The organism is Sporolactobacillus vineae DSM 21990 = SL153 (assembly GCF_000377985.1).
In the GTDB taxonomy this organism is placed as follows: Bacteria; Bacillota; Bacilli; order Bacillales; family Sporolactobacillaceae; genus Sporolactobacillus; species Sporolactobacillus vineae.
On sequence record NZ_KB899042.1, the window covers coordinates 156,563 to 178,049 of the forward strand.

General features: G+C 50.2%; 22 protein-coding genes. 2 read left to right on the top strand and 20 right to left on the bottom strand.

Annotated features, from left to right (window positions below):
• Positions 1-132: 132 nt before the first annotated feature.
• From D889_RS0100815 to D889_RS0100880, 14 genes are all read right to left on the bottom strand, one after another.
• Positions 133-900, bottom strand: coding sequence for a cell division protein FtsQ/DivIB (locus D889_RS0100815; RefSeq protein WP_010631030.1), 768 nt, complete (start codon positions 898-900; stop codon positions 133-135).
• A gap of 78 nt (positions 901-978) precedes the next feature.
• Entirely contained in the window at positions 979-2,082 is a 1,104-nt protein-coding gene (gene spoVE / locus D889_RS0100820) for a stage V sporulation protein E (RefSeq protein WP_010631031.1), read from the bottom strand.
• Positions 2,083-2,147: 65 nt separating this feature from the next.
• Positions 2,148-3,512: a UDP-N-acetylmuramoyl-L-alanine--D-glutamate ligase gene (murD, locus tag D889_RS0100825; RefSeq protein WP_010631032.1), complete on the bottom strand. Its 1,365-nt coding sequence runs from the start codon at positions 3,510-3,512 to the stop codon at positions 2,148-2,150.
• Positions 3,509-4,486 (bottom strand): phospho-N-acetylmuramoyl-pentapeptide-transferase, encoded by a 978-nt coding sequence (gene mraY, locus D889_RS0100830; RefSeq protein WP_010631033.1) that lies wholly within the window; start codon positions 4,484-4,486, stop codon positions 3,509-3,511. The genes murD and mraY overlap by 4 nt, the downstream gene beginning before the upstream one ends.
• A gap of 105 nt (positions 4,487-4,591) precedes the next feature.
• The gene (locus D889_RS0100835; protein WP_010631034.1) at positions 4,592-5,968 is read right to left on the bottom strand and encodes a UDP-N-acetylmuramoyl-tripeptide--D-alanyl-D-alanine ligase; all 1,377 of its coding nucleotides are present in this window, start codon (positions 5,966-5,968) and stop codon (positions 4,592-4,594) included.
• 84 nt (positions 5,969-6,052) lie between these two features.
• Positions 6,053-7,525 carry a UDP-N-acetylmuramoyl-L-alanyl-D-glutamate--2,6-diaminopimelate ligase gene (locus D889_RS0100840; protein WP_010631035.1) on the bottom strand — a complete coding sequence of 491 codons (1,473 nt, stop codon included), beginning with the start codon at positions 7,523-7,525 and terminating at the stop codon, positions 6,053-6,055.
• Between the two features lie 153 nt (positions 7,526-7,678).
• Positions 7,679-9,613, bottom strand: coding sequence for a stage V sporulation protein D (locus D889_RS0100845; RefSeq protein WP_010631036.1), 1,935 nt, complete (start codon positions 9,611-9,613; stop codon positions 7,679-7,681).
• A 110-nt stretch (positions 9,614-9,723) separates the two neighbouring features.
• Positions 9,724-11,925, bottom strand: coding sequence for a penicillin-binding protein (locus tag D889_RS0100850; protein ID WP_010631037.1), 2,202 nt, complete (start codon positions 11,923-11,925; stop codon positions 9,724-9,726).
• A 13-nt stretch (positions 11,926-11,938) separates the two neighbouring features.
• Positions 11,939-12,301 carry a cell division protein FtsL gene (gene ftsL, locus D889_RS0100855; RefSeq protein ID WP_010631038.1) on the bottom strand — a complete coding sequence of 121 codons (363 nt, stop codon included), beginning with the start codon at positions 12,299-12,301 and terminating at the stop codon, positions 11,939-11,941.
• On the bottom strand, positions 12,298-13,251 hold the full coding sequence (rsmH, locus tag D889_RS0100860) for a 16S rRNA (cytosine(1402)-N(4))-methyltransferase RsmH (protein ID WP_010631039.1): 954 nt from the start codon (positions 13,249-13,251) through the stop codon (positions 12,298-12,300). Before rsmH ends, ftsL begins: the two co-directional genes overlap by 4 nt.
• Before the next feature lie 47 nt (positions 13,252-13,298).
• Complete coding sequence (gene mraZ / locus D889_RS0100865; protein WP_010631040.1) at positions 13,299-13,742, bottom strand: division/cell wall cluster transcriptional repressor MraZ; 444 nt, start codon at positions 13,740-13,742, stop codon at positions 13,299-13,301.
• A gap of 266 nt (positions 13,743-14,008) precedes the next feature.
• Positions 14,009-14,542, bottom strand: coding sequence for a hypothetical protein (locus D889_RS0100870; protein WP_010631041.1), 534 nt, complete (start codon positions 14,540-14,542; stop codon positions 14,009-14,011).
• 142 nt (positions 14,543-14,684) lie between these two features.
• Positions 14,685-14,858: a 50S ribosomal protein L32 gene (gene rpmF / locus D889_RS0100875; protein WP_010631042.1), complete on the bottom strand. Its 174-nt coding sequence runs from the start codon at positions 14,856-14,858 to the stop codon at positions 14,685-14,687.
• A 62-nt stretch (positions 14,859-14,920) separates the two neighbouring features.
• Complete coding sequence (locus D889_RS0100880; protein ID WP_010631043.1) at positions 14,921-15,442, bottom strand: YceD family protein; 522 nt, start codon at positions 15,440-15,442, stop codon at positions 14,921-14,923.
• 168 nt (positions 15,443-15,610) lie between these two features.
• On the opposite strand from D889_RS0100880, the gene D889_RS0100885 reads away from it, so the two are divergent.
• Positions 15,611-16,879, top strand: a complete 1,269-nt coding sequence (locus D889_RS0100885) for a nucleotidyltransferase (protein ID WP_010631044.1) — start codon at positions 15,611-15,613, stop codon at positions 16,877-16,879.
• 15 nt (positions 16,880-16,894) lie between these two features.
• Here the strand turns inward: D889_RS0100885 and D889_RS0100890 are convergent, their stop codons facing one another.
• A complete protein-coding gene (locus D889_RS0100890; RefSeq protein ID WP_010631045.1) occupies positions 16,895-17,917 on the bottom strand; it encodes a SepM family pheromone-processing serine protease in 1,023 nt (340 codons plus the stop codon).
• A 172-nt stretch (positions 17,918-18,089) separates the two neighbouring features.
• On the opposite strand from D889_RS0100890, the gene ylbJ reads away from it, so the two are divergent.
• Complete coding sequence (gene ylbJ, locus D889_RS0100900; RefSeq protein ID WP_010631046.1) at positions 18,090-19,283, top strand: sporulation integral membrane protein YlbJ; 1,194 nt, start codon at positions 18,090-18,092, stop codon at positions 19,281-19,283.
• A gap of 6 nt (positions 19,284-19,289) precedes the next feature.
• Here the strand turns inward: ylbJ and coaD are convergent, their stop codons facing one another.
• The 5 genes from coaD to D889_RS0100925 all read right to left on the bottom strand — a co-directional run bounded on the left by coaD (position 19,290) and on the right by D889_RS0100925 (position 21,400).
• A complete protein-coding gene (gene coaD, locus D889_RS0100905; protein WP_010631047.1) occupies positions 19,290-19,790 on the bottom strand; it encodes a pantetheine-phosphate adenylyltransferase in 501 nt (166 codons plus the stop codon).
• Complete coding sequence (rsmD, locus tag D889_RS0100910; RefSeq protein WP_010631048.1) at positions 19,787-20,371, bottom strand: 16S rRNA (guanine(966)-N(2))-methyltransferase RsmD; 585 nt, start codon at positions 20,369-20,371, stop codon at positions 19,787-19,789. Before rsmD ends, coaD begins: the two co-directional genes overlap by 4 nt.
• A 46-nt stretch (positions 20,372-20,417) precedes the next feature.
• Positions 20,418-20,546: a hypothetical protein gene (locus D889_RS15875; protein ID WP_018962066.1), complete on the bottom strand. Its 129-nt coding sequence runs from the start codon at positions 20,544-20,546 to the stop codon at positions 20,418-20,420.
• Between the two features lie 93 nt (positions 20,547-20,639).
• On the bottom strand, positions 20,640-20,915 hold the full coding sequence (locus D889_RS0100920; RefSeq protein ID WP_010631049.1) for a YlbG family protein: 276 nt from the start codon (positions 20,913-20,915) through the stop codon (positions 20,640-20,642).
• A gap of 17 nt (positions 20,916-20,932) precedes the next feature.
• Complete coding sequence (locus D889_RS0100925) at positions 20,933-21,400, bottom strand: YlbF/YmcA family competence regulator (RefSeq protein ID WP_010631050.1); 468 nt, start codon at positions 21,398-21,400, stop codon at positions 20,933-20,935.
• Positions 21,401-21,487: the final 87 nt, after the last annotated feature.

Below are 21,487 nucleotides of genomic sequence, written 5' to 3' on the forward strand. Positions count from 1 at the left end.
TTCGAGTCGTATTGAATCTACAACTAGTTAATAGTCTACACCATCTTTGCAGAGTAGAAAAGATAGAATTACTGAGTTCTTTGAAATCTTAGCACCGCATTCGGCAGGGCGCAGGATCCGTAGAACGGATGATTACCGATTGTTACTGTTTGCGCTATTATAGGGGACAAAATAACTGGCGACGCTCAGATGCACCGTTCCTTTTTTTCCCTTAGGGAGATTCGCGGCGATTTCCGGATAAAGGCGGATATTTCTCCGAAAAGTTTTTGTACTGGCAACAACCTGATTGTTGTCGTTCATGTAAAGAATCAGATCATCGCTTCCTGCATGGTTCGCTATGTAATGAATATCTGAAATATTATGAAGCAGATCCGGTGAAAGACCGGTCAGCCCTTCGCCGACTGCTTTCAGCGCCTTTGCGCTGTTGAATCCGATCAGTATCGGCGCGTCTGTGGGCTGGGCGGTTCCGGAAATCGGTGTGAGCCGGGTGCCATTCTGAAGAATCGGATAATATTTTCCCCCCTTCCGAAGATACGCCTTTCGCTGATATTCCTGAATACGGATGCTCACAGTGTTGGGAAAAGAGAGATGAACAGCCGCACTTTTCACAGTCGGTAATTTCCGGATCTGAGCCGCTGCCCGGGCAGAACGGATATCCCAGATATGCGTCTGCCGCGTGATCCCGCTTGCCTGAATCACGTCCTGACGGGTGACAATCTGAGGCCCTTTGACGCTGATCCGGCTGACCCGGCTCAGCGGCGACTGGAAATAAACAATCCCCAGAATAAGAATAAAGAAAACGGCAGCGTAAAAGACAAAGCGTCGATTCGCGCGCTGTTTCCTTTCCTTTTTCAATTGTGGAAGTCTGTCCTCCAGCGGGATGACTTTTTTATCACTCATCTTAAGACCCTCCTGATTCATCGCCGGAACTGACGTGTCAGAAACAAAACCGGGCGCACTGCCTGATTCCGCGAGCGATCATTTTTCCGACTGACTGCTGATATTCAGCAAAATGCCCACCGAGATCAGCATCAGTGTCAGTGAAGATCCCCCATAACTGAGAAATGGCAGGGTAATCCCCGTCACCGGAATCAGACCGGTGACGACGGCAATATTAATCATCACCTGAATGACAATCATGCCGGTAATGCCGAGTGCGAGCAGCGTACCGAAAAGATCCGGTGCCCGCATGGCGGTAATGATCCCGCGCCACAGAAGCAGGCAGAACAGAAACAGTACTGCCGCTGCGCCGATCAGCCCGAGCTCTTCAGAGATAATGGCAAAAATGAAATCGTTCTGTGCTTCAGGGAGATACTGATATTTCTGCCGGCTCTGGAACAAACCGAAGCCGAGCAAGCCACCCGGCCCAATTGCCAGCAAGGACTGAATGATCTGGAATCCGGTACCGTTCGGATCCTTCCACGGATCAAAGAAGGATGCCAGCCGTTTGATCCGATAGGACGCTGAAAGAATGAGCGCAGCCGCACCCGCCAGCCCGAAAACACCCATAATCACAAAATGCCTGATTCTCGCACCGGCGGCAAAAATCATCACGAGGCACGTCAGAACGAGCACGACGCCTGTTCCGAAATCCGGCTGGAGCATGATCATGCCGAAAGCGATCAGAAACGGCGCCAGTGCAGGGATCAGGCCCCTTGTAAATGAAGGCAGTTTTTGCTGATTTTCCGACAGAAACTTCGCCAGAAAAAGGATCATGGCCACCTTCATAAACTCGGAAGGCTGAATGGAAAAAGCACCGATTCCGAGCCAGCTTCTTGCACCGCCCCGTGCCAGTCCGACTCCAGGGATCAGGACAAGAATCAGAAGGCTGAAGCAGATCAGGAGCGCTGCTTTTGTCCAGGATTTCCAGACTCTGTAATCCGTCCGCATCGTCACCCACATCATGGCCAGGCCGGCCCCTGAAAAAATCAACTGCCGTTTCAGAAAATAAAAAGCGTCGCCATTAAATTTGTGAGCCGCCGATATGGCACTGGCACTGTAAACCATCACCAGACCGGTGACCAGCAGTGATAAAACAGAAAAAAGGATCAACAGATCCGGTTTTCTCCGGTGTTCCGGCATCTGAGGCACTCCGTTCAGACAAGGCTCAGATTAACCGGAATCCGCCTGACCGGTCGGGCCTGTCCTTATCTAAACTTATTCACTTCGTCGATAAAGATGTCACCGCGCTGTTCAAAGGATTTATACTGATCCCAGCTGGCGCAGGCAGGAGACAGCAGGATAACATCCCCCGGTTTCGACAAAGCGAAAGCTTCCGGAACAGCAGCCTCGACATTTTTCATTGGTTTGATGACCGGAATTCCCGCTTTTTCACAGGCATCTTTCAATTTTTCTGTAGTTTCACCAAAAAGCAGAACTGCCCTGACAGCCGCTTTTTTCAAATCCGGAACGAGTGCATCAAAGGTATTCCCGCGATCCAGTCCGCCTGCCAGCAGTACAATCTGTTTATTCGGAAATGAAGCAAGCGCTTTGGAGGTCGCCAGAATATTCGTTGCTTTCGAATCGTTGTAGATCGTCCGTCCCTGAACCACACCTACATTCTGGAGGCGGTGGCGGACACCCGTGAACGTCTTCAGAACGTGAACAATTGCTGCAACCGATGCACCGGATACACGGGCTGCAGCAACTGCCGCCAGTGCATTCTGCAAATTATGTTCACCTGGAAGTCCCATCTCTGTAATCGGCATGATCCGGGTATCTCTGAACCAGATGGCACCTTCAGCGAGATAAGCGCCGTTTGCCATTTTGCGGGTTGTCGAAAACGGGATCGTCTCGGCTTTCGTATTTTCAGCCAGATAATGGGTTACCCGCTCGCTGTCCGCGTTGTATACCAGAAAGTCGCCGGCCGTCTGGTTCATTGTCATCCGGGCTTTAGCCCGTGCGTAATTTTCCACCGTTTTGTGATAATCGAGATGATGATCGAAGATATTCAGAGCAACCGCCACATGCGGATGGAAGGTCACGGTGCCAAGCAGCTGAAAACTGGAGAGTTCGGCCACAATCACATTTTTATCTGTCGCCTTGCTGACGACCGACGTGAGCGCGGTGCCGATGTTCCCGGCAACAATAGGCGTCTGCGGCGATCCCTTCATCATCTCCCCGATCAGCATCGTTGTTGTCGTTTTTCCATTTGATCCGGTAATCCCGATAAACGGCGCTTCCGATAATTCATAGGCAATCTCAACTTCCGTAATGACCGGAATCTGATTTTCAATGGCTTTTCTCACAAGCGGATTGGAATAGGGAATACCCGGATTCTTAATCAGAACGGCCACATCCTGATTGATCAGCGTCAGCGGGTGCCCGCCGCCAATGACGCGAATGCCCGATTTTCTGAGTTCTTCAGCATGGGCGTTGCCTTCCAGATCGCTGCGGTCGTTCACGGTGACATCCGCGCCCAGCTTCTGCATGAGTTTTGCAACAGCGTAACCGCTCTTCCCCAGTCCCAGAACCAGAACTTTCTTGTTTTCATACTTTTTCAGTGTTTTCAATTCATCATCCCCACTCTAAGATAGACGCCGATGGCAGCAAGTATCAACCCGACAATCCAGAAAACGGTGACGACTTTCCATTCCGACCAGCCTCCAAGTTCGAAGTGGTGATGAATCGGACTCATCCGGAACACCCTTTTCCCGGTTGTCTTAAAAGAAACCACCTGTATGATGACCGACAGCGTTTCGATGACATAGACGCCGCCGATGATTGCCAGTAATATTTCCGTTTTTGTCAATATGGCTATTCCGGCAAGCGCTCCGCCAATCGCCAGAGATCCCGTATCACCCATAAAAACCCGGGCAGGATGCGCATTGAAGATCAGGAAGCCGAGAACAGCGCCCAGCATGGCCACTGAGAATACGGCGACACCCAGATTCATTGTTGCATAGGCGATCACAGCATATGCAGCGAAGGAAATTGCCGCAAGGCCGGACAGTAATCCATCCATACCGTCGGTCAGGTTCGTTGCATTCGGGACGCCGATCAGCAGAAAAATAGCCAGAACAGGGTAGAACCAGTGCAGGTTGACCGACCAGTCCGTTCCCGGGACGAACAGCTCGGCGGAGTAATGGAACCGCGTTACAATATACCAGAAGACAAGCGCGACGATCAATTGTCCGAACATCTTCTGTTTCGATGTCAGCCCCATATTCCGTTTCATGACAATCTTGATGAAGTCATCCACAAAGCCGACCAGACCGAAACCGAGGGAGACAAACAGAAGCATATATGTTTCCTGAGTCGCAGCGTGGAAGTTAAACCCGATAATCAGCAGTGTAATCAGCACACTGACCAGAAAAATAACTCCGCCCATTGTCGGCGTACCTGCCTTTTTCCGGTGGCTTTTCGGTCCCTCTTTTCGGATATACTGTCCAAAATGCAGACGGTGCAATACAGGAATAAACAGTGGTGCAAAAAGCAGTGTAATTAAAAATGAAATCCCCAAGCCGCTTATTAAAACCCAATACATGAATCTGTTCTCTCCTTTAGCTGCAGACCGGGTGCATTCTGCCGGAAACCCGGGGTATGCACACCGGTTCTTTTCCTCATTTTCTCTCTGCCCGCCGCCCGTCTGTCAGGGCTGATCGGTGAGTTCATCCACCAGCTGCTCAAGTGCCAGCAGCCGCGAGGCCTTAAAAAGCATGACCGTATGCTCATCAAGCAGCGACAGGAGAAAAGCACAGGCATCCATCTTGTCATGAAATGAGCGGATTACCAGATGATTTTTATTCCCGCTTTCCAGCAGCGCTCCGGCAATCCAGGCCCCTTTCTCGCCGATGGTCACGACATGCGTCAGCGGCGGCGTCAGCACATCGGCAACGCTCCGGTGCAGCTTTTCTTCGTCTTTGCCAAGCTCATACATGTCACCGAGTACCGCGACCCGCCGGGTGAATCCGGGAAGATCCTTAAGGGTCTCCAGCGACGCTTTCATCGATGTCGGGCTGGCATTATAGCAGTCACGAATCAGCAGAGAGCCGTTTCGTCCGGCTATTTTCTCAAAACGCATTTTCGTCAGCGACAGATGGTTCAGCCCTTCGATCACCGACTGTGCATTGATGCCCAGCAGTTTGGCAACGGTCAGACTGAATACGGCATTTTTCACATTATGCCGGCCGAGCACGGGCACTTTATACTCGCTTAATCCGTGGTTCAGGGAAAAGCGGTACCCGTCTGTCCCCTCTTTCACATCGGTGATCTTCCACTCATTTTCATCCTGATACCCGCAGCGGATAATCTTAAAAGCATTGGTATGAATATTGGTCAGCAGCGGTTCGTCTCCGTCGATGATCAGACTGCCGTTCTTTTTCAGGCCATTGATCATTTCCAGTTTGGCTTTGGCTATGCCCGCGCGGTTGCCCAGATATTCAATATGAGATTCACCGATATTCGTGATCACGGCAATATCCGGTTTTGCCAGTTGACTGAGGAACGTCATTTCACCAAAATGATTCATGCCCATTTCAAGAACGAGAACCTCGGTATCTTCAGGCATGGACAGGATTGTCAGCGGAACACCAATATGATTATTATGATTGCCTTCTGTTTTAAAGGCCTTAAAAGTTTCGGAAACAATACTGTAAACCATATCTTTTGTTGTTGTCTTACCATTTGATCCGGTGATGGCAATGACTTTGGGACGGCACTGCGTGAGAAATGCCTTGGCCATGCTCTGGAGGGCGATCAGTGTGTCTTTCACCAGAAAAAGCGGAAACGCTTCCGGAAGATTCTCCGGGAGCGGTTTCCGTTCCATCCACAGGGCAGCCTGGGCACCATTGCGGATCGCATCGGCCAGAAACCGGTGTCCGTCAAAATGATCTCCGACCAGTGGTATAAAAAGGCCGTTAATCACCCTCTTACGACTGTCCGTCATAATGTTAAACCGGGTCAGTCCGGCCGGATTGCCAATGGTCTGGATTGCCTGACCGCGAACGATATCAATACCAATACTCATCAATAACTCCCCTTGTTGAAAGCTTATCAATCAAGTTCACGCCGGCATCGGAAAGCTGATCACAGAACCTGCGCCGGCAGCCGCTTACTTATTTATTATCTCAGCAATCGCATTTTTTGCAATCTCACGGTCATCAAAATGATGCTTGACTTTTCCAATGATCTGATAGGTCTCATGACCCTTCCCGGCAATCAGGATGATATCGTCCGGCTGTGCCGCCCTTACAGCGTACCTGATCGCTTCCCGGCGATCCGTGATTTTTTTATAGGAACGTCCTTTCACACCGGTCTCCATCTCCGCAAGAATTGCTTCCGGATCCTCTGTCCGCGGGTTATCTGAAGTCAGTATCGCCAGATCGCTGTTATCGACAGCAATTTTCGCCATGATCGGACGTTTTCCATGTTCTCGGTCTCCCCCGCAGCCGACAACAGTCAGGATTCTGCCCCTGGCAAATTCTTTGATCGTCGCCAATGCGTTTTCGAGACTGTCCGGAGTATGCGAATAATCCACAATCACTGAAAAATCCTGGCCCGCGCGCACGGATTCAAAGCGGCCCGAGACACCCGGAACCTGCTCCAGTGCATGAATCATCCGGTACGTATCGAATCCCCTGACGGAGCATGCAGCGAGCGCGGCGAGAGCGTTATACACGCTGAATTTGCCGATCAGTTTCATCGCTACCGGATATGCCGTTCCTCTGATATTCAGGGTAAACGCAGTACCTTGCGGCGTGATCTGTATCGATTCGGCGCGGAAATCGGCGGGATGGTCGATGCCGTAGGTGATCACATGTGCTGCCGTCATATGGCGATAAACGTCTGACACCGGATCGTCCTGATTCAGTACCGCCACCTTGCTTTCCCCATGTTCCCCATACCGGTTTCCTAATTGAGTGAAAAGTATGCTTTTCGCATACATGTAATCTTTCATTGTCCCGTGAAGATCCAGATGATCCTCCGTCAGGTTGGTGAAGATGCCGACATTAAAATCGCAGCCGCGGACCCGGCCGTCATAAAGCGCATTTGACGACGTCTCCATGACGACTGATTCGGCACCTTGCTCTTTCATTTTTGCCAGATTCTCGTGGATCAGATGAACTTCTGGGGTCGTATTGACAACGGCTGCCTGATGGTTTTTAAAATGCATGCCCATCGTTCCAATCAGTCCGGTTGCCAGGCCGCATGATTCCTGAATCGCCTGGACGAGGTAAGTAATCGTTGTCTTTCCATTTGTTCCGGTGACGCCGATCAGATGCAGATGATGGCTCGGGTGGCCGTAAAAGTGATCGGCAACCATCGCCAGTGCCCGGTGTGTGTCATTGACGTAAATCACCGGAACATTTGCTTCGACCGGTTCCTGGGCGACAATGGCCGCCGCCCCGTTTTTTTCTGCCATGGAGGCAAAACGGTGACCGTCAAGTGCATGCCCTTTGATACAGAAGAACAGCGATCCCGGTCCGGCCAGCCGTGAATCAATGACAAGATTGCTGATTTCAGGATCACCCCTGCGATCCTGCCGGAAATCTGTAAGCGCCTCGAGACAATTGGCTAAATCCATGAATGACACGTCCTTATTTCTTGAAAATTAAGCGGAAACGCAATGGATTCAAACGATCCGGCCGCGTTCCGCAGATCACTTATCGGTTATGTAAACGAAAGGCCGATCTTTAAGAGCATCGACCCCATACCCCTGACTATTTTAATCGTCGGTTTACTTTTTGTCACCTAAGTAAATCATTATTGTTGAACCTTGTCTGACCTTGACGCCGGCTTTTGGCGACTGCATAACCACAGTATTGCCTTTTCCGGTGGTTTTCAGTTTCAAATCCTCCAGATAGCTCGTCAGTTCACTTTTCTTGACTCCGGACAAGTCGGGAATCTCGATCAGGGGCTGATCCGGCCATTTAGGCGTCTTCTCGAGACCGCCTGTCTGCTTTTTCACGCCCATCGCACTCAGACTGTCTCCGATGATCCGTCCGGCAATCGGTGCCGCCACAGTGCCGCCGAACTGTACGGTTCCCTTCGGATGATCGATCGCTACATAGACGACGATTTTCGGATTGTTGGCCGGTGCGAAACCCATGAAGGACACAATATAGTTTCCCTGCATATAGTGACCGGTTTTCGAATCGACTTTCTGCGCGGTACCTGTTTTGCCGCCAATCCGGTATCCGTCCACATAGGCGTTTCTTCCGGTGCCGTCCGCAACGACACTTTCCAGAGCACTTCTGACTTCACCCGACACCCGGTTGCTGATGACCTGACCTTTCAAAACAGGTTCGATCTGGTTAATCGTCTTGCCGGTATCCGTGTCGATCCATGCTTTAGCCAGATGCGGCTCATACAAATACCCGCCATTGACTGCGGCTGAAACGGCGGCTACCTGCTGAATCGGTGTCACGGCGACGCCTTGTCCGAATGCCGTGGTTGCTGTTTCCAGCGGGCCGATCTGATTTTTATTGAAAAGGATACCTTTGGCTTCACCCTGCAGATCGATACCCGTTTTCGTACCGAATCCGAATTTATTGATGTAAGAAAACAGCTTATTCTTACCCAGCCGTTCACCAAGGGCGACAAACCCCGGATTGCAGGAGTTCTGAACGACCTGCAGAAAGGTTTCCGAACCATGTCCGCCCCTTTTCCAGCAGTGCAGCTTCGTTCCGGCAACATCGATGGAGCCCGAATCATAGAAATGATCTTTTTCCAGATTGACCACCTTTTCCTGCAGAGCGGCAGCCAGAGTGATGACTTTGAACGTCGAACCGGGTTCGTAGGTTTTCCAGATCGGGAGATTACGATCATAGACGGTCGGTGAAGCTTTCTGATAGTTTTCCGGGTTGAAATCCGGTTTCGAAGACATCCCGAGAATTTCACCGGTGTTCGGGTCCATCGCAATCGCCAGTGCATTGTCCGGATGGTAGAAGGCCACGGCATGATTCAGCTCACGTTCCATGATCGATTGAACGCGGGCGTCAATCGTCAGCTTCAGTGTTGACCCGCTTGTCGGCGGCGTATACTGATCTCTGAGACTGGACATCCGGTTGCCGCGGACATCAGAGAAAAAGGAGACATGGCCTTTTTCCCCTTTCAGTCCATTGTTGTAATAAGCTTCCAGTCCGGTCAGTCCCTGGTTGTCGATGCCCGCGAAGCCAAGCACATGAGCCAGATAGTTGCCCCTTGGATAATCCCGTTTGAAGTCTTCTGCAATAAAGACTCCGGGCAGAGCAAGTGTGCGGATGGCAAAAGCCTTTTCATTGGAAATCTTCCTGCCTTCCGGGGTGATCCGGACAATCGACTGATGTTTTGTGATCATCCCGTATGCTTTCTGTTCGTTCATGCCAAGGATACGGGCCAGTTCCTGAGCGGTTGAACGGCGTTCTTCCGCAGGTATCTGAATCGGTACCACGAGTACAGACGGACTGCTGCTGTTTGTCGCAAGCACAACGCCGTTCCGATCGACAATATTACCGCGCTGGGCTTCATACGGAACATTCTTACCCCATTCATCAAGGGCTTTCTGTGTCAGCCAGTGATTCTTATAAAGTTGAATATAGATAAGTCGGCTAAAGAAAATAGTAAACACGGCCAGACTGATCAGCAACGTAAAAAGCAGCCTTTTCTTTACGCTTACTTTAGAGATACGCACCAGTAGCCCCCCTGTCGTCCTTGTCCTACTCATATGGACAGAACGTGAAAAATAGAACGGGCCTTTCCGAAAAGGACTGGTTTGTGATCATGGCCGCGCAAATCTTAAAATTATTGTTTTCCGGTATTTGCTGCTGTGCCCTGAACCGTTTTCGTTCCCGGCGGATTCAGGGTGACGCGAATGACGGTGCCCTTTGCGACCGGCGTACCGGCCGACGGACTCTGCGTCGATACATAGCCGCTTCCCCCAGTCTCCAGACGCAGGCCAAGGAAATGCGACAGCTTCATGGCATCTGCCAGCGTCCAGCCGCTAAGATCGGGCATCACTGTCTGTCCTTCGCCGCGGAGAAGGACCCGATTCCCCTGCATCAGCTTTTCGCCCGATGCAGGCAGCTGTGCCGTCACCGTTCCTGTGCCAAGCTGAACAGGATTCAGACCCAGTCCTTGTACTGTAAGGGCTGCATCGCTGATCGGTTTTCCGGTAAAATCCGGAATACGGGCTGCCTGCTGTGCCAGCTGGCCGCCGCTGCTCGTCAGCTTTTTATCCACCTGAAAATACTGAAGCGTGCTGGTCATCACCGGACGCACAATTGATACTACAGGTTCCGACCCCAGATCCGTAGGTTTCAGATGAGGCTGTTTCACAGCCACATAGACAATCATTTTCGGATTCTTCTCCGGAGCCATCCCAAGGAATGAGAAAATGTAATTATTTTTTCCGACAAGATATTGCCCCTTGCTCGCAATCTGGGCTGTGCCCGTCTTGCCGATGACATCGTAACCGGGTAAATCATAGGCCACACCGGTTGCGCTGTATCCCTTGACGACATTTTTATTACTGACGACCTGGCGCATCAGTGCTCGGGTTTGAGCAGCTGCCGCTGCGGAAATCGGATGGCCGGAAACATGGGGACGGTTTTGCATGACTGTCTTTCCCGTTTGCGGATTAACCACTTTGTCCACAACATAAGGCCGCATCATCGTCCCGTTGTTTGCAATGGCGGTCGAAGCCTGGACAATCTGCATCGCGGTAAATGATGAAGCCTGTCCAAAGGAAGCTTCCAGTTTGTCAATCGGCCAGTTCCAGTTCACAATCCCCGGCTGTTCACCCGGCAGATCGATTCCGGTCGGCTTCATGAAACCGAATTTTTTCAGATAGCTTTGAAACCGGCCTGTTCCAATATACTTATCTGTCAGAACCGACATACCGACATTTGAGGACAGTTCAAACGCCTGATCAAAATTAATATTGCCCCATCCGGAAAGGTCCCAGTCATGGATGACGCCGCCCTTTGTCCGGTAGCTGCCGGATTTGTAGGTGGCATTGCCTTTATAGACACCGGCATCAATGGCAGAAGCTATGGTAAAGGTTTTCATCACCGATCCGGGTTCAAAAGGCGAAGCAATCGCACTATTCGTATACTGCTTAATATCCCGTTTGTTCAAATTGAAATCAGGATAAGTCGACATCGCAAGAATTTTGCCCGTTTTCGGATCCGCGACAATACCGATCATCCCACTGGGCCGATACGTATGGTTGACATTGGCCATCGCCTGATCCAGCACCGTCTGAACCCGGGAATTCAGTGTCAGCGTCACATTTTTACCGGGAACGGCTTTCGTCATCTTCTGCGCCTCATCAGGTATCGGTACGCCCCCGGTACTTCGGTAATAGCGCACTGAGCCGTCCTTTTCCGTCAGGTATCGGTTAAGCGCCTTCTCGATGCCGAAAACCCCCGTCTGACTGTTTGTCTCAGGATTTTTCTGGGTGAACCCGATGGTGTAGGCAGCACTGGATTGAGACGGATAATAGCGCTTCGATTCAGTATAATAGTTGATGCCGGGAAGATGGAGCCGGTCGATTTTTTCCTTGGTCGCCACACTGAGCATGTGTCCCCTGGAACCGAATTCCACCTGATAGCGGGACAGGCTGAGTTTAGTGAGAATGGTCTGCTCCGGCATTTTCAGAATGGGTGCCAGTTCCTGCGCCGTTTTCCGCTTATCCCGGACATATCTGTAGTGCCCGTTAAAATCCTTGCCGGCAGTCGGGCTGAGCACGGCATAGAGTGTGTACGAAGGCACATCCTCAGCCAGAATCTGCCCGTCGCTTGAAAAAATTGTTCCCCGTTTTTCGTCAACCAGTTTATATTGCGTCCACTGCTGATGGCCCAGCTGAATGAGTCGGTGTCCGTCAATTTCCTTGCCCTGGGCAATAAATACAAACCTGCCGATAATAATAAAAAAAGTCAGCATGAAAACACTGCCGACCAATACCGTCCAATACGTTAATGCTCTTCTTTTCTGTTGAAACACCGGTCAGACCTCCTTATGGGAGAACCTTGATATTATTAATATTGAGTTTCAAGCCAAGATTCTTTTCGGCGAACCGGACAATCCGGTCCGGGGAACTCAGGCTGTCTGCCTGTGATTCTAACTGCTGTACAGTTTTCTCGTGATTGCCCAGCGAATTCTGCAGATTCTGGATCTGGCTGGACGTATGGTACAATCTTGCCTGGTTCGTAATGATCAGTGCCGCGAGGAAAAAAAACAGAAAACCCGCTGCAATCCAGAGCAGTCGCTCGCCCTTGGTAATATGACGTGTACGGACCAGAGGTTCTTCGATATAACGGCGTTCCGGCGCTGTGTATTCTGATTCTTGTGAACGAAATGCATGCTGCGACTGACTCATTGGTTTTCCCCCTCAACTGATCTTATTTTTTCAGCGACTCTTAATTTTGCCGACCTGGCGCGGCGGTTGTTGTCAACTTCCGATTTTGACGGAACGATGGGCTTCCGGGTTACTTTCTTCAAAACCGGCTGATCGTGATCCGGCAGTTGCGGAATACCTAAGGGCAGCTCGGGCCATTCGCTGTATTTTTTTATAAATTGCTTGCACAGTCTGTCTTCCAGAGACTGGAAGGTGATGACCGAGAGCCGTCCCCCAACATTCAACAGCTCCAGTGACTGATGAAGGGCTTCGTCCAGACTGCCCAGTTCATCATTCACGGCGATCCGCAATGCCTGAAAGACACGCTTTGCCGGATGGCCGCCTGTTCGTCGCGCAGGAGCCGGAATGGCTTCCTTAATCAGGTCCGACAGTTCCCCTGTGGATTGAATCGGCTGCCGCTTGCGGCGGTCCTCGATCAGACGGGCAATGGGCTTAGAAAAGTGTTCCTCACCATACATAAAAAATATATGGACAAGTTTGTCATACGGCCATTCGTTGACAATTTTCTCCGCCGTCAGTGCCTGATCTCGGTCCATACGCATATCCAGTGGTCCGTCCTGCTGATAACTGAATCCTCTTTCCGCATGGTCGAACTGCGGTGAAGAAACGCCCAGGTCGAACAAGACTCCGTCGATACCTGTAACGTTTTCATTTTCCAGTATCTGTCTCATGTAACGAAAATTGGATTTAATAAAAGTGATTTTCCCGACATACAGCTCAAGTCTTTTTTCAGCAGCATGGAGAGCCTCCTGATCCTGGTCGAACGCATAAAGCCGGCCTGAGGTCAGTCTGGTGACGATTGCTTCACTGTGACCGCCACCGCCTAACGTACAGTCGACGTAGATTCCGTCCGGCCGGATATTCAGACCCTCCACCGCTTCTTTCTTCAGTACCGTCGTGTGTTCAAACATACGCATCCATACTCCTTGCGTTAACTCAGGATCAGAAAGGTTTCGTGTCACATCCCGGATAACGGGCCGGCATCGAGCAAAGTTTCGGAAATATCACTGAAGGATGCCTCAGACGCTTCAAAATAGTCATGCCATGATTTGCTGTCCCATATTTCCAGTCTGGTCGAAACACCGAGCACAACACAATCTTTCTGAAGCGATGCGTACTCTCTCAGTCCATTTCCTATGGTGACTCTGCCCTGCTTGTCCAGTTCACTGACACTGGCCCCCGAAAAGAACAGACGCGTAAACGCCCTTGCATCTTTCTTGGTGAATGGGAGTGCTTTCAGCTTCTCCTCGATCTGATGCCATTCGGTCATCGGGTAGACGAAGAGACATTTCTCCAGACCCCTCGTGATAACGAATGAACTGCCCAGCTCTTCACGGAATTTCGCCGGTATAATGAGACGTCCTTTGGTGTCAATGCTATGATTGAATTCACCCATAAACATCGCAGGACGCCTCCTCTTGGTCCTACTTTACCACAACCCACCACTTTTCACCACTTAATTTTTAAATCTTAAGGCTTAGTTATTCTTATCTGGTCCTTCACGGGCAATACACTCGTTTTTTGAACCGAAGGAAAATGATCACTACAAAATTTTCATTTAAAAATACTGTCGCTGCTCCATGGTCTGGAGGCGTAAAAAATGCCGGAATCGATTGGATCCCGACGAATCTTCCGGTACATGATTTTTCACGTTTTACCTTGGAATGACTATTTTTGTTCTGGTACTTTCAGCCCTTGTTTCCTGGCCCGGTCCAGCAGATTCATAACGCCGATAAATGCCTCGGAATTTTTACGGAGCTGCTGATTTTCTTCTTTAAGTTTGCCAATCTCCTGTTCCAAAGCGTCCAGGCGCTCCCGGTTCACCTCGTCGCTTCCAGTTCTGCCTCGTTTCAAATCAAGCAGAAATTGAATCAGCGTATCCAGCGTCTCCGCGGAGAATGGATCCCTGTCGGGAACAGCTTCCTTAGCAGCCACCGCTCCGGCATCCGGTAAAAGCTTATGCCCTTTTCGCAGTTTCAACGTTTTCCGTTTTTTCTTGGCTTCAGCCAACTCCTGGTCATATTGACGGCGAACTGACGAATTCCAGCGAAATCCGCAGGCAGCAGGTGTACGTGAGAGAATGGGCGCTGCTTCTGCAAAACCTGCAAGCTGAGTGCTTCCCGATTCAATGTGTTTCAGAATCAGCTCCGCCAGCTTTTTGTCTTCTTCCGGCGACCAGGCATCCTGACGAATAAAGGCCATGTTGCTTCCCTCTTTTCTTTTTGATTTATTTTAAAAGCTTTTACTCATCCCTATGCAATTAATAGAAGGAGTAGAATCACAGAAAAAAAGGGTATAAAAAAAAGAAGAAGCTTCTGCTTCTCCCGGATCATATCCTCGATCATTATTTTTCTACGACGGTTTCACCTTTATATGAGCCGCAATTCGGGCATACACGATGAGCCAGTTTGTATTCACCGCAGTTATCGCATTTAACCATGCCCGGAACAGCCAGTTTAAAATGTGTCCGGCGTTTGTTCTTACGTGTCGTCGACGTTCTTCTCTTAGGTACTGCCACGGTTCGCACCTCCTCAATCTATTTAGAGATATCCGGATCTTTTCCTGCCCGAACAAACTCTATTAATTGTCAAAAAACTTCTTTAGTTTCTCAAGTCTCGGATCAATACGCTGCTTTGCAGTTTCATCTGTCACAAGCTCCCAGCCATTTCCAGATAACTCAGCCGCCCCGGCTTTCGCGCTGACCACGCGCATCGGCTTCTCAACAAGAATCGCCTCGACAAGAGAAGGCACCAGGTCAATCCGGTCATCTTCCGGATAATGGAGAAAACCTTCATCCTCCTGACCGGACGCCTCAAGTTCTGCGCCGGCAAGCAAAAAAGTCTCTGAAGTATTAATCTCAAAGGGATAGTCGACATCCTCCAGGGTTATCGCGCACGGCAGCACCATCGTTCCGGTTAGTTGCAAATGAAACGTCAGTGCACGTGCTGAAAACTCAACAACACCTTTGACATCAACAGGTGACAAACTTCTGATTTCAGGATCCGCTCGAAACAATTCCAGAGGCAATACAATTTCTTCGTGAAAACCAAATCCTTCATGCTTATGTTTCAGCAGTTCAGGAACTGACCAGGATAAAGACATAGAACCACCTCTAGACAACAAGAGTTATTATAATCTCTGCCCTGTGCAAAGTCAATTGCCTTTGCACCGTACTTTCAGGTTAACACAGGAAAATAAGATTTGGCAATTTTTCGTTTCCAATAATATATGTTAAAATGAGTTAATTCTGATTGATTAGGACGATGTAATTTGATTATTGCCGGAATTGTTGCTGAATATAACCCGTTTCATAACGGACACCTTTTTCAGTTAAAAAAAGTGCAGGAACAGCTGAACCCTGATCTGATTGTCGTCGTGATGAGCGGCGACTTTGTCCAGCGCGGCGAACCGGCCGTTGTTTCAAAATGGACACGGACGGCCATGGCCCTGCATGAAGGCGCTGACCTCATCTTTGAACTTCCTTATATTTATGCTGTCGGAAAGGCAGATATTTTTGCCGGCGGCGCTGTTTCGGTGCTGGATCATCTTGGCGTGACCCATCTCGTTTTCGGCAGTGAAGCCGGGCGGATTGAACCTTTTCAGAATACGTTCCGCCTGATCAGACAGCATCGCGAGGACTATCGGGCCCACTTGATGGATGCGCTGAAAAACGGCATCAGCTACCCGAATGCGCATGCAGCTGCCTACCGGAGTCTGGCAGCACAGTCAGCAAACAAGGATCTGCTGGATCTGACGCAGCCGAACAACAGCCTCGGCTATCACTATCTGCGAGCGATTGAGCAGCGCGGCGGTCGGATCATTCCTGTGACGATCGGCAGAAAAGATGCGGGACACAATGATCCCGAACTGTGTAAAACGGGACGGATCGCCAGCGCCACCAGCATTCGTGATGCACTCCGGCAAAGTTATTCGGTGGCATCTGTTCGTGACAAAGTGCCCGGTTTTACAGCGACTCTGCTTGAGAAGTCCATTAAAAAAAATGAACTGGCCGACTGGGAGGCGTTCTTCCCTTTTCTCAAATACAAACTTCTTTCTTCCCGTGCAGGGAAACTGGAAAAAATCTATGAGGCCGAAGAAGGGATCGAGCACCGTCTGCTGGCCTGTATTCAACGCTCTGCGACCTTCCATGAATTTCTGTCTCAAGTAAAAACAAAGCGATATACCTGGTCGCGGCTGCAACGGCTCTGCGTGCACATTCTGACGGATACCGAAAAGAGCGAGGCCAGAAAGCCGGCAGCAGCAAAAGACGCAGACTATCTGAGGCTGCTGGGCATGCGCCTTAGAGGCCAAAAATATCTCGCAGCCATGCGCAAAGATTTCGCGATCCCGGTCGTCTCAAAGATCCGCCAGCACCGTACGCCGATTCTTGATCTCGATCTGAAAGCGGCGGCCGTCTACGACTATCTTTCCGGAAGATCTTCCTTTTCTCCTGGTGAAACAGGACAGGCACCGGTTCGCTATGATGAGCACAAGGGGCAGTTTGTTCACCCGATGCATGCAAATCAACAAACGGATTAGCAAATCACTGTACATTCATCGTGACAGATAACCGACTGCATCCTGAAAAGTACGGACCGGAACAATTTTCATTTTCGAACCGATCCGTTTCGCTGTCCGGACGGCTGTCTTATATTCATTGTCTGCAACAGGCGCAAAGAATATCGAAACACCTGACTGATCGGCGCCGACAATCTTCTCAGCAATACCCCCAATTGGGCCGACCGAGCCGTCCATTTCAATCGTCCCTGTACCGGCGATATTCCTTCCCTTCGCCAGATCCTGCCGGGTCAGCTGATCGTAGATGTCCAAAGTCATCATCAGACCGGCTGACGGACCACCGATATTGGTGATCTTAAAACGGACCGGAGGATGGACGTTCACTTTCATTTGATCACTCTGATAGATACCAATCCCCTGCTTTTTTCCATTTCCGGCAAGACTTTTCGGAAATCTGGCAATCGTTACGGTCAGATTCTCCGTCTTATTTCCCCGTCTCACAGTCAGGTTCACCCGATCGCCCGGTTTTTTGTTCTTGATCAAAGTGTTTAATTGTGCCGTCGACGACACTTTATGCTGCTCTGCACCGATGATCAGATCTCCGGTCTTCAGCACCTTTGCAGCAGGCATGCCGGACATCACATCAAGCACCAGTGCTCCGTCCTGAATCAGCTCCGGTTTCTTTCCTGCTGCTTTGTAGGCCACATAGGATGCAGCCTGCTGTGCCTGCGTCATATAATTTTTCTGGCGCAGGTTGTACGCCGCATCGCTTTCATCAGGAATCTTCACCTCGCTCTCCGGTACGAGCGTCGTATACGGATTCCCGTCAAGACTGGCCCACAGGTACTGATAGACATTGGCTTGTCCGAGATAGATGTAGACAAGCCGATAATCGCCGTGAACCGGATGAGCACTGCTGACACTGACCAGGCCGTTCATGGTCTGTGCCTTTCCGGGGCTCTGGACAAAATAGGGCAGCCGGATGAATACGAGAAGGAGAAGAAGGACAATGACGATCGGTGAGATCCACTTAAAATAAGAACGTTTTCTTCGGTTCAATAGCTTTCCCTCCTGATGAACGGATCCGACATTCCGATCTGATACACTAACGGTCCTGTTTTCCCGCCGGTCCCGGACAGAATAATTTCAGATGAATCCGGCAATTCTTCCACCCCGCCGCATAAAGTGATAAGGACAAGAAGTTTCCAAGGGACGTGAGAGGAAGACTGCCATGAGATATTCACGAACCGCAACATATCTGCTTGCCATGGTTTCCGCAGGCCTTGTTTTTCTGATGATTCGGTATCCGACCACTGCGGTCCGTGCTTCCGCTGAAGGGCTGCAAATCTGGTGGGATAAAGTCTTCCCTGCCTTGTTCCCCTTTTTTGTCCTTTCGGAACTGATGATCGGTTTCGGTGTGGTCACCTTTACAGGGGTCCTAATGGAACCGTTGATGCGGCCTGTTTTTCGCGTCCCCGGAATCGGCGGTTTCGTTTTTATGATGGGACTTTTTTCAGGATTTCCGGCCGGAGCACGAATGACGGCCAAGCTTTATAAAGAGCAGAAACTGACGAAAAATGAAGCGGAACGGCTCTCAAGTTTTACTAACTTCAGCAATCCGCTGTTTCTGTTCAGCGTCATGGCCGTTCAGTTCTTTCATCAAGCAACGCTGGGTATCCTGTTCGCGCTCTCCCATTATATTGGAAATATCGGTGTCGGCATCGCCATGCGGGCCTATAAAAAAAAATCGGACGGCCGGACTGATCCTGCCCGAACGCATTCAGTTTTTACCAATGCACTCGATCGCATGCATCAGGACCGGGTAAACAGATATCAGCCATTGGGAAAAATGCTCGGCGACGCCGTGATCGCTTCCGTTCAGACACTGCTCGCCATCGGCGGTTTCATCGCCTTGTTCTCGATGACGTACCGGCTTCTGGTACAAGCCGGGATCATCAATATCTTTGTTGATGTCCTGATTTCCCTGTTCCATATTCTGGGGATTGCGCCTTCGATCGGACCGGCTGCGATGCCCGGCATCTTCGAACTGACCATTGGGACTCATGGCGTCGGCAGCGCGATGGCACCCCTTGAGGAGCGGGTCATCACTGCGGCCGCTCTGCTCGGATTCTGCGGTTTCTCAATACAGGCGCAGGCAATCAGTATTCTCTCGCAGGCAGGACTCAGCGCCCGGCCTTTTATGCTCGGCAGAATGCTGCACAGCATTTTCTCAGGGATTGCTGCCTGGATCCTTTATCATCTGTTTCGCTATACAGATCAGTCATCAGCACAACCCGCCATGGCCGGAAACCCGCTGTTTCAGAGCGACATGCTGTTTCCTGCCGCCGGTACGTGGTTCACATTTACTGCCCTTCTGATTTTTTGCATGATTCTGATCCGCCGCGCCCGGCACTCCCGTCATTAATCCGTTTCAGGAATGGTGATACTGTTCGGCAAATTTCTCCTGAATGGATTTCTCAACAATTTCAGGTACCAGGCCATGGACCGATCCGCCGTACTTGGCGACTTCTTTCACCATACTGGAACTCAGAAAGGAATAACGGTTACTGGTCATCATGAAACACGTCTCGATCTCCGGATTGAGATTTTTATTAATTGAAGCAATCTGAAGTTCATATTCAAAATCAGAAATCGCCCGCAGTCCGCGCAGAACCACTTTCACATTTTTTTTATGTACATAGTCCATCAGCAGTCCGTCGAATGAATCCACGGTGACAGAACCCAGTCCCTCCGTCGCTTTCTTGAGCAGAGCGACACGTTCTTCGACACTGAAGAGCGGATCTTTCCTCGAATTATTCAAAACGGCAACGATAATGTGATCAAATACCCGGAGTCCCCTCTTGAGAATGTCGAGGTGACCAAAAGTTACCGGATCGAAACTTCCGGGATAAATGGCCGTTCTCTCACTCATGGTTGTCCATCTCCTCGGTCTTCTGGCGTCATACAGTAGACGGAAACAGCAGTCTTGCCTTGATAGGTTCGGTATTTTGTCCGGATCAGACCGGAGCCCGTCCGGTCCGGAAGTACGACGGTATCCTCATGTTCGGCAATCACGACCGCATTCGGTGCAAGCATTCTCTTCCTGGTCAGGAAATCGATATCCTGATTCAGATGCTGCTTTGCATAGGGCGGATCGAGAAACACATAATCATAAACTTCCCGGCTTTCGGCAAGCAGACTCAGTGCTTTCTCAGAATTCAGGTGCAGAATCCGGCAGCGATCCGTATAGCCGCATTTATCTGCATTTTCAGCGATGACATGGCATGCCTGAGCAGCCCGGTCAACAAATACAGCCTCGTTTGCCCCCCGGCTTAACGCTTCAAGTCCCAGCCCGCCGCTGCCGCCATACAGATCAAGTACACGCCCGCCGGATAAATACGGACCGATCATGTTAAAGATGGTTTCCTTAACCTTATCCGTCGTCGGCCGGGTGAGACGGCCGGGCACGGCTTTCAGCTGCCTTCCCTTATTTTTACCGGCAATGACTCTCACAGACTGCTCATCCCTTCGGCATATAATGGTGCCTGATGTATATTTTTCAGAGGAAGCGTGAATAATAGGAGCTGGCAGCATCGGCAAAGATGCTGACCGACCGCGGATACTTACGTTTCCCCATAAGTTTTCCGCCGGTTTCTCCTCTCCCATTGTCTTGCATCAGTTGATGCATAAAGACGCCCGCATGAGAATACGGGTTTTTTTTATGCCTGTTAACGCGCGGCGTACTGCAGAACAGATCTGCCTGTCCGGCTGATGCAGGGACTCATGGATTCAGAACTTCATCTTTAACTTCCCATTCCGACTTTCCTTTGTCGTACGTCGTGCTGATCTCCTGAAGATGCGATGGTTCCACGCTGCGGACAAAACGCATTTTCTTCAGCTGACCGAGCGTTGATTCAGTAGCATCATGATCCCAGTACATGACGGCATATTTCATCCGTCTGGACACATAGTGAACATAGCCATAACGTCTCAGCACGCGCAAATATTTCGTGTTGTACATCCACACGATGAATCCGTCTCTCTTTTTTATCGGCATTGCCGCTTATCCACCTTTTATGCTTTCTTCCTGATTCGTTTTCTTCTTGTCCGGCATCCGCACTTACCGCCGGCGCCGCACCCGCCGTGATTTAATTTGTCAAAGAACGGGTCTCCCGTGGGAACCATGATTTCGTCCGACACAGAACGGGCGAATTGCAGACTGATTTTCCCGAGCAGATCATTCAGATCCGTTTCCGAACGTTTATACTCAGCAATGAGCGGATTCATATCCAGCTGACGCTTGACATCCATCATCAGGTGAATCACACGTTTAAAATCAGGATGATACCGTCCAAAGCGCTGAACTTCATCGTATTTTTCCCTTGTATCTTTAAACTGTCTGATCAGATGCTGTGCCGTCTCACTCCGGGCAACCTGGCTTCGTGATGCAAGATAACGCTGATACACATCTGACCGGATCACCATCGATGCCAGCTGATCTGTTTCGTCAAGCAGTGACACGCTTTCTGTTGTAGCTATCATTTCCACACCTCCGGCTTACATAAAATATACAACAAATGATGGGAAAGTTCCATTAATGACCGCAGGCACGATGCGAATCACATTGTG